The organism is Colwellia sp. E2M01 (genome assembly GCF_018860585.1).
In the GTDB taxonomy this organism is placed as follows: Bacteria; Pseudomonadota; Gammaproteobacteria; order Enterobacterales; family Alteromonadaceae; genus Colwellia.
Window position 1 is genome coordinate 21,740 of record NZ_JAHKPR010000025.1, and the last position, 6,681, is coordinate 28,420.

Here is a 6,681-nt window from a genome sequence, read left to right on the forward strand (position 1 = left end):
TCTAAGTTAAGCTTGCCACAATAAATAGCAAAAAATTTAATGACTGGCATTTAAGTCACTGTTGTTGGTTTTTCCGCTATTTAAGTCCCAGTTATAGTCCAAAAAGTTAATATCCATATCACCACTATTAAGTGCCTGTTTTTGCGCTAAAGTTAAATTAAGTGCTTGGCCATAAAGCAGAAAAAACGCTTCTAAAGAATTAGCATTATTAAAGCCCTTGGTAAAATCATCGCCATACCATTTAAAAATAGATGACACATTCAAATTATCACCTTTCGCAAAGTTACGAGAACTGTCAGATAAAAATCGTACGGTTTGTTGCTCAAGTTGTTGCCTTAACTTATCGCCAGTATAGGCTTCTTCACGTAAAGCTGGACAACCAATACTGGCACAATTTACCGCAAAATGAATGCGCGGATCGTTATAGGTTGCATTGCCTTGTTTATCAACGGCGCCGCGAATTAAACCGTGCTCAATATCATTAAGGCTGCGTATTTTACCTAATAAAGGAATAAAGTCTTTATTCCACGGTGAGCTAAAAAAACTGCCTAAATCTTTAATCGACTTAACACTATGAGTAGCGTTATCTTTACTATTTAAATTTGAAACAATTAACCCTACCGTCCAGGCATTATAAGCATTGATTAAAAATGCCAATTGTTTCGGCTTGTTCCAACTATCGAATTCACTTTGCGTTACTGCGGTTAACATAGCTAAATAATCAGTTAATTCTGTATGCTGTTTTTGCATTGCTAGATAATCAACGGCAGTACTGTGACCGTTGTTAATAGTGATCACATTATTATTTAGCAAGTTGCTCCAACTATCATGCATACCTTTAACCGCAACAGGCATAGTATTTGAAGCATTGCTTATCGTATTTTGCGCACTACCCACAAATGATATTGCCAGCAGTGCCAAACCCAAGGTAAGTACTTTAAGCATATTAGCCTCTGCGCCAGGTATGATATTTTTCAAGCCACTTTAATACAGTTTGCGGTGCATGATTGCGTTTCCACTCGCCGGCTGCGTACTTGTTACCTTCTGCCCACGTTGGGTAACTATGGATAGTACCTAAGATTTTATTAAGCCCTAAACCGTGCTTCATGGCCAACACAAACTCGGCTATTAAATCACCCGCATGTTCAGATACAACGGTTACACCTAATATTTTGTCTTTACCTTTAGGGGTGATCACTTTAATAAAACCTTTCGTAGCACTGTCAGTGATAGCGCGATCTAATTCTTCAAAATCAAAACGTGTTATTTCATAATCTATGCCTTGCTCTTTGGCTTCTTGTTCATTAATGCCTACACGCGCCACTTCAGGATCAATAAAGGTCGTCCACGGGATCACACGATAATCAACTTTGAACTTTTTAAGATGACCAAATAATCCGTTTACCGCAGCGTACCAACCTTGATGGGCGGCAACATGAGTAAATTGATAAGGACCAACAATATCGCCCGCAGCATAAATATTAGGATAAAGCGTTTCTAAATATTCGTTAGTAACCACTGTACGATTAGTTTCTATGCCTAACTCTTCAAGGCCATAACCTTTAAGGCGAGCGCTGCGACCAACAGCACATAGCAATTCATCATATTCAATCTCAATTTCTTGTTCACCGTTTTCTTTAAGGCGCTTAACAATAATGTATTTTTTGCCTTCTCGAGTTTCACAACGCAGTGCTTGGTGAGAGGTTAAAATGTTCACGCCACTTTCACTAAGTGCTTGATGAGCAAATGTTGAGACTTCAAGATCTTCTTTGATCATGATGCGATCAGCCATTTCAATTTGGGTCACATTAGAGCCTAAACGGGCAAAACTTTGTGCCAATTCACTACCAATAGGACCACCACCCAATACCACTAACTTTTTAGGTGCTTCATCTAATCCTGCAAATTTAGTCCATAACGTATCGCTAGTAACGTAACCAGTTTCTTCAATTCCAGGTAATGGCGGAATAAATGGACCTGCGCCGGTAGCAATTACAATAGTACGGGCTGTTAGGGTTTGTGTGCCGCCATCATTAAGCCTTATTTCAACTGTCCACGGGTCAATTAATTTACCATAACCTTTAACAATATCGACCCCTAAGTTAGTGTAGCGCTCAACACTATCGTGCGGAGCAATATCAGCAATAACTTTATGAACTCGTGCCATTACTTTTTTGAATGCAAACTGTGGTGTAGCATTTTCTAAACCGTAGTTTTCGCCATGACGAATTTGCTCAGCTATTTTCGCACTTTTGATAATAGCTTTACTTGGTACACAGCCATAATTTAAACAATCACCGCCCATTTCACCGGCTTCAATTAACGTTACTTTAGCTTTGACCGCCGCGGCAATATAACTGGTAACTAAACCGCCAGCACCTGCGCCAATAACAATCATATTACGATCGAATTTTTTAGGTTTACTGTAATTTTTATAAACGCGACGTTTTTTAAACATGTTCAAAATTCCTTTAGCAATCAGTGGGAAAAAGCCTAATAAAGCGAACGATAGGATTAAATTAAAAGATAAAATACCTGACAGGCTTTCAATTTGAGCAAGCTGTGTTCCGGCATTTACAAAGACAAAAGTACCGGCCAACATACCAAGTTGACTTACCCAATAGAAAGTCCAAGATTTAATTGCAGTAACGCCCATCAATAAGTTAATTAAGAAGAAAGGAAATACCGGTACTAAACGCAACGTAAATAAATAAAAACCACCTTCTTTTTCAACCCCTTTATCAATGGCAGCTAAACGTTCTGGAAATCGATTTTTAATGGTGTCGCGCAGTAAGTAACGTGAAACTAAAAAAGCCAGTGTTGCGCCAATACTTGATGCAAATGATACAACCAGTAAACCTTCACCTAAACCAAATAAAGCCCCTGCTGCTAGCGTTAGAATAGCCGCACCGGGTAAAGAAAGCGCGGTAACAACAACATAAAGTAAAAAGAATCCACCAATAACAAGTAACGGTGATTGTACTCGCCATTCACTAAATTCAGTCATTGAGCCTTTTAAGCCTTCCAATGTTAGTAGTTGGTTGAGGTTAAAATGAAAGAATAGACTTATTAACGCCGATGCAATCACTAATATTGTTATTTTTTTAAGCATGTATCTCTCTTTATATTATTCCGTAAGGGTTTACTTAGAATGTGTGCGTTAGCGTTAACTGGGCATTAATAGGTAGCTCTGGAAATACTAAGGTTGCGCCAAAATAGCCACCTTCAAATACCGGCCGCCAATTTTTTTGATTAGTGACATTATTAATATCCAAACGTAGTTTCGTTTTTGCCATTATCGCGTAGCTGGTATTGATGTTTAAGGTGTACTGATCGCGAATGGTTACTGTCCCTAAAAAGTCTAATGGGTAACTACTGGTATATAGACCGGAAAAACCCGCTTGCCATTCATCAGTAAGTGAATAATTGCCATTAATACTAAATGCTTGCTCTGGAATACCTTGTACTTGCGCATTTGACGGGGCAAAAACACTATAGTTAGGCGCACCAATACCCGTGCCGGCAATAATATCAGGGCGAGAGTTATCAAATGCATCAGCAATTTGCGCGGAGTCTTGGCTGCTGGCTGAATTGTCGTATCTTGCCTTAATATAGCTATAACCTGCACTTAACCAAAACGGATGCGCATCATAAAATATTTGGCTTTCAAAGCCTTCGGTGCGAATACCCGTATTGCTACCATCACGATTACGTAAACTGCGACGTTGACTAAATAGCGCGCCATCTGCATACCAATTATTACTTGCAGGCGCATATTTTAAGCCGAACTCAACTAAGGTATTTTCGGTAGCAAAGTTTTGTGCGCTGATCAGGTTATCGCTACCTAATGCCGTGCCGCCAGCCATACTGTTTGAGGTGGCTTCGTTATAACTACCCGTACCGTACACAGTAAAATCTGTACTCATCGCATAACTAAAACTGATTTGTCCTGAGTGTAAGGTTTCGTTAATGCTATCACTCGCGGCGATTTGCCCTTGTGGCGCTAGCGGATCGCTTGCTTTGACATCGTAAAAATCAACACGGTAACCAATAGTGGTATGTAAACTGTCGCTCCAGTCGGAATCATGTTGAATAGCAAAACCTGTTTGCCACGAAGTAGAGTTAGTTGTATCTGATAAATTAAAATCGCCATTACCATCGTTATTAATATCGTACTGAGCACCCGGTGAAACAAAAACACCAGGTTGTAATTCAACTAAACGCGCTTGTTGTGCTGCCGTTAAAGGAATACGACGATTTGATACTGGCCCAGTTAAATCGATAGGAGAGTCTGCTTCGGTAGTAAATTGACTAAAGCCAAGCACTTTATTATAGCGAACATCAAAAGCAAAAATAGTTTGTTGCTGGTTATTCCATTGGTAACTTAATTCGGCTCGGTTTTGTGCAGTATAGGCACCATCAATAATTTCGACAAAACTATTTTGGGCAACTTCTTCACGTTCTAAATGCTGATAATAGGTAATATTTTTAAATGAAGTTTGAGCAGAAAGTTCACGTTTATAAATACTGTGTAATAAGTAGGTTGTTGCTTCATTTTGATTGTCAGGATCAGTTAAGACAGTACTTCTATCAATTTTCACTTGCCCCGTTGGAGACACTATCGAGCCTGCCGCAGGTATTGTGCTGCCATTACTTTGCACACCTTGTCCGGTAATGTATAAACCATCATCAATTAAGGCTTGAGTTGGCCTATTAATACCGGCGTTATCAGTAAACTCTACTTGGTAGTACTCAAAGTTTATATCCAAACTACTTTTATCATCGGGAAATAACCGAAACGCGGTAAATATACTGTCACTTTGCAAAGCAGAATAATCATAATAACTACCGTTATCTATGTGTTCTGCACTTATTCTAAATGCACTTTCATCTTTAGTAATTGGCGTACTGTAATCAATTTGAGCACTGTATTGATCCCATTGTCCTGCCGATAACGCTAGTCTGCCTTTACTTTCATCTGTTGCAGCGGTTTTAGATTGTAAATTTACGAAGCCACCATTACGCTGGCTTGAGCCAAACAGAACTGGCGGAGCACCTTTTACCACATCAATCGTTTGTACTGAATTAAACGATAATGGCACACCAAAACCATTATTACCTGCTTGCCTGCGGGTACCATCTTGAAAGAGTTCACCTAATTGACCGCGAATAGTTGGCAAACTCGGTGCGCCAAAACCACTGGCAGAGTATGTATTTGGGCTAATGGCTAATACATCTTGCAAGGTGGTAATGTTGAGTTGTTCAATCAGTTCACTTGAAATAGGCGTTATAGCGCGAGCAATTTCTTGCAATGCAACGCTGTCGCCAAAAGGGCCATCAACAGTGGCATCTTTCACTGACAAGCCTTGAGAATGATTAACTTGACCTACCACCTCAATTACTTCTAACGACTTATCATTAATCTTATCTGCTGCATAAACAGCAAGTGGGGTGTGTAACGCCACTGCTATTGAGGTAATCAAATAGGTTAGTCTCAAATTTTACTCTCTACAATTATTTTATTTACTCTGTTATGAGCATTAAGACCTTAAGCATAGGAAATAACTTTCAAAACATTTTTAAAGCCCTCTTTGGAGGTCTCTTTAAAGCCCTCTTTAAAGCCCTCCTTAGAGCCCTATTTAAAGCCCTTTTAAAATGTTTTTATAAACAGGTTAAATAAAACCACAAAAAATTGTATTGGAGATCCTATTGTATTTTTCAGTGCTTAATTAAAAATATATTATTTTGAAATAAAAAATCAAACAGTCGGTCTTAATCATCCTGATGTTTATTATTTTTAATTTGTTTTTAATTTAGGAAAGTTTATGAGTAACTCAATGAGTTCAGATGTACAAAACCGTTTGCAATGGTCTTTATTTTCGCTTCGCCTTGGTGTTTTTATCGTGATGATTATGTGGACTTTAGATAAGTTTTTTAATCCTGGGCACAGTACTAAAATATTTGAAAAGTTTTACGGTATAGCTGGCTCTAGTGACATGGTGGCCTATATTTTAGGTGCTTTACAACTGATACTTGTACTTGCTTTTTTAATGGGCTTCAAAAAGCGTTTTAGCTACGGCATTATTTTTATTATGCATGCAATGTCGACGTTCTCTTCTTATAATCAATATCTTGATGGTTTTAATAACTTATTATTCTTTACTGCGTGGCCAATGTTGGCAGCATGTTTTGCACTTTACTTGTTACGTGAACAAGATGTTAAATTTACAGTTAAATAGCTTATACCCGTTATCATTCAAAGTGCTCGACTTCAGTGGGAATAACCATTCCGTCGTCACAGCGCCTTAAATTGAAATTGCTCAAGCACTCTGAAAGATGCACCTTGAATGGTAACGGCTATAAAGGTGAACACCAGTGTTCACCTTTATCAAAATAGCGATAAGAAATACCTTTCAACAAATCCCCTACTTCTAAATATATCCCTAAATAGATTATTTAACATAAACAAATAACTGAAACATAGCTGTATTTCTTTACAAAGTGAAAACAATAAAATGTAGATGCCAAAGTAGAAACTAATTTATATATCATCGCTAATAACAAATACCGCGAGCGCCATGAATATGATCCGGTACCTCTAAGAATACGTCCAATATTAAATTCATTTATTAATGTTGAAATGGACTTATACCAATTTGATTAAGTTCTTTCCCACTCAGC

The 6,681-nt window shown here is 38.2% G+C and carries 4 protein-coding genes; 1 reads left to right on the plus strand and 3 read right to left on the minus strand.

Features of this window, described 5'->3' with window-relative positions; translation table 11 throughout:
- Nucleotides 1–36 precede the first annotated feature (36 nt).
- Genes KO502_RS05245 through KO502_RS05255 form a run of 3 tightly spaced genes read right to left on the minus strand, consistent with a single transcriptional unit; the run spans nucleotide 37 to nucleotide 5,498 of the window.
- Nucleotides 37–945: a DUF547 domain-containing protein gene (locus KO502_RS05245; protein ID WP_216021574.1), complete on the minus strand. Its 909-nt coding sequence runs from the start codon at nucleotides 943–945 to the stop codon at nucleotides 37–39.
- 1 nt (nucleotide 946) lies between these two features.
- On the minus strand, nucleotides 947–3,112 hold the full coding sequence (locus KO502_RS05250; RefSeq protein ID WP_216021520.1) for a bifunctional TVP38/TMEM64 family protein/FAD-dependent oxidoreductase: 2,166 nt from the start codon (nucleotides 3,110–3,112) through the stop codon (nucleotides 947–949).
- Between the two features lie 34 nt (nucleotides 3,113–3,146).
- Complete coding sequence (locus KO502_RS05255) at nucleotides 3,147–5,498, minus strand: TonB-dependent receptor (protein WP_216021521.1); 2,352 nt, start codon at nucleotides 5,496–5,498, stop codon at nucleotides 3,147–3,149.
- A gap of 327 nt (nucleotides 5,499–5,825) precedes the next feature.
- Here KO502_RS05255 and KO502_RS05260 point away from each other — a divergent pair, with 327 nt between their 5' ends.
- Complete coding sequence (locus KO502_RS05260) at nucleotides 5,826–6,239, plus strand: hypothetical protein (protein WP_216021522.1); 414 nt, start codon at nucleotides 5,826–5,828, stop codon at nucleotides 6,237–6,239.
- Nucleotides 6,240–6,681 lie beyond the last annotated feature (442 nt).